Source organism: Streptomyces sp. AC627_RSS907 (assembly GCF_019049165.1).
Window position 1 is genome coordinate 1 of sequence record NZ_JAGMUE010000890.1, and the last position, 749, is coordinate 749.

The 749-nt window shown below is 72.6% G+C and carries 1 protein-coding gene; it reads right to left on the minus strand.

Annotated features, from left to right (window positions below; all coding sequences use genetic code 11):
• A partial coding sequence (locus KUM32_RS39290) for a hypothetical protein (RefSeq protein ID WP_217146539.1) occupies window positions 1-597 on the minus strand: 597 nt, incomplete at its 3' end.
• Window positions 598-749: the final 152 nt, after the last annotated feature.

Sequence of the window (749 nt, forward strand, 5' to 3'; positions counted from 1 at the left end):
CTCCGCGGCGAGTTCGAGTAGCTCCTCGGTGTTTCCGTCCGCGTAGGCGGCGTTGACCCGGACGAGGAACGCCTCCCGGCGCTCTCGTTCGGCGTCCTCGCGGGCAAGGTCGGGGTGGGCCTTGCGGACCAGGTCGCGGAAGACGCGGCGGGCCTCGTCACTGGGCCGGACCCGGGGCGGGGGCTTGACCGAGCGTTCGGTGAGCATCGACTGGGCCTCGGGCGAGATCCCGTCGGAGTCCATCCAGCCCTGGAACAGCTCCTCCACCTGCGGCATGGGCAGCACCAGCGAACGTGCCTCCCGCGCCCGGCGCAGGTCCTCCTCGTCGCCCGACCGCGCCGCGATCGCTTCCGCGATCAGGGCGTCGAGTTCGTCCAGCCGCGTGTACATGGGGCCCAGACGCTGGTGGTGCAGCCGGGAGAAGTTCTCCACCTCGACCCGGAAGGTCTCCAGCGCGATCTCGAACTCGATCAACGCCTGCTCGGCGGCCCGCACCGCGCGCTCTAGCCGTTCCTCGGGGCGTGGCGGGGCCCCCGGCGCGGAGTCTGCCTGCTGCTGGCGCGCTTCCTCGTTCGTCTGCGCTTCGGGGTTCGTCACGCAGCCAGCCTACGGGCCGCCTCGCCAGCCCCGCCGCGTCCGGTTCACACGCCGAGTTCGGCCGCTATTCGCCCGGCCCGCACGGCGGTGACCAGGTGCGCGTGGTCGGCCTCGGTGCGGTCCGCGTAGGCCGTCGCGAACTCCGCCATCGC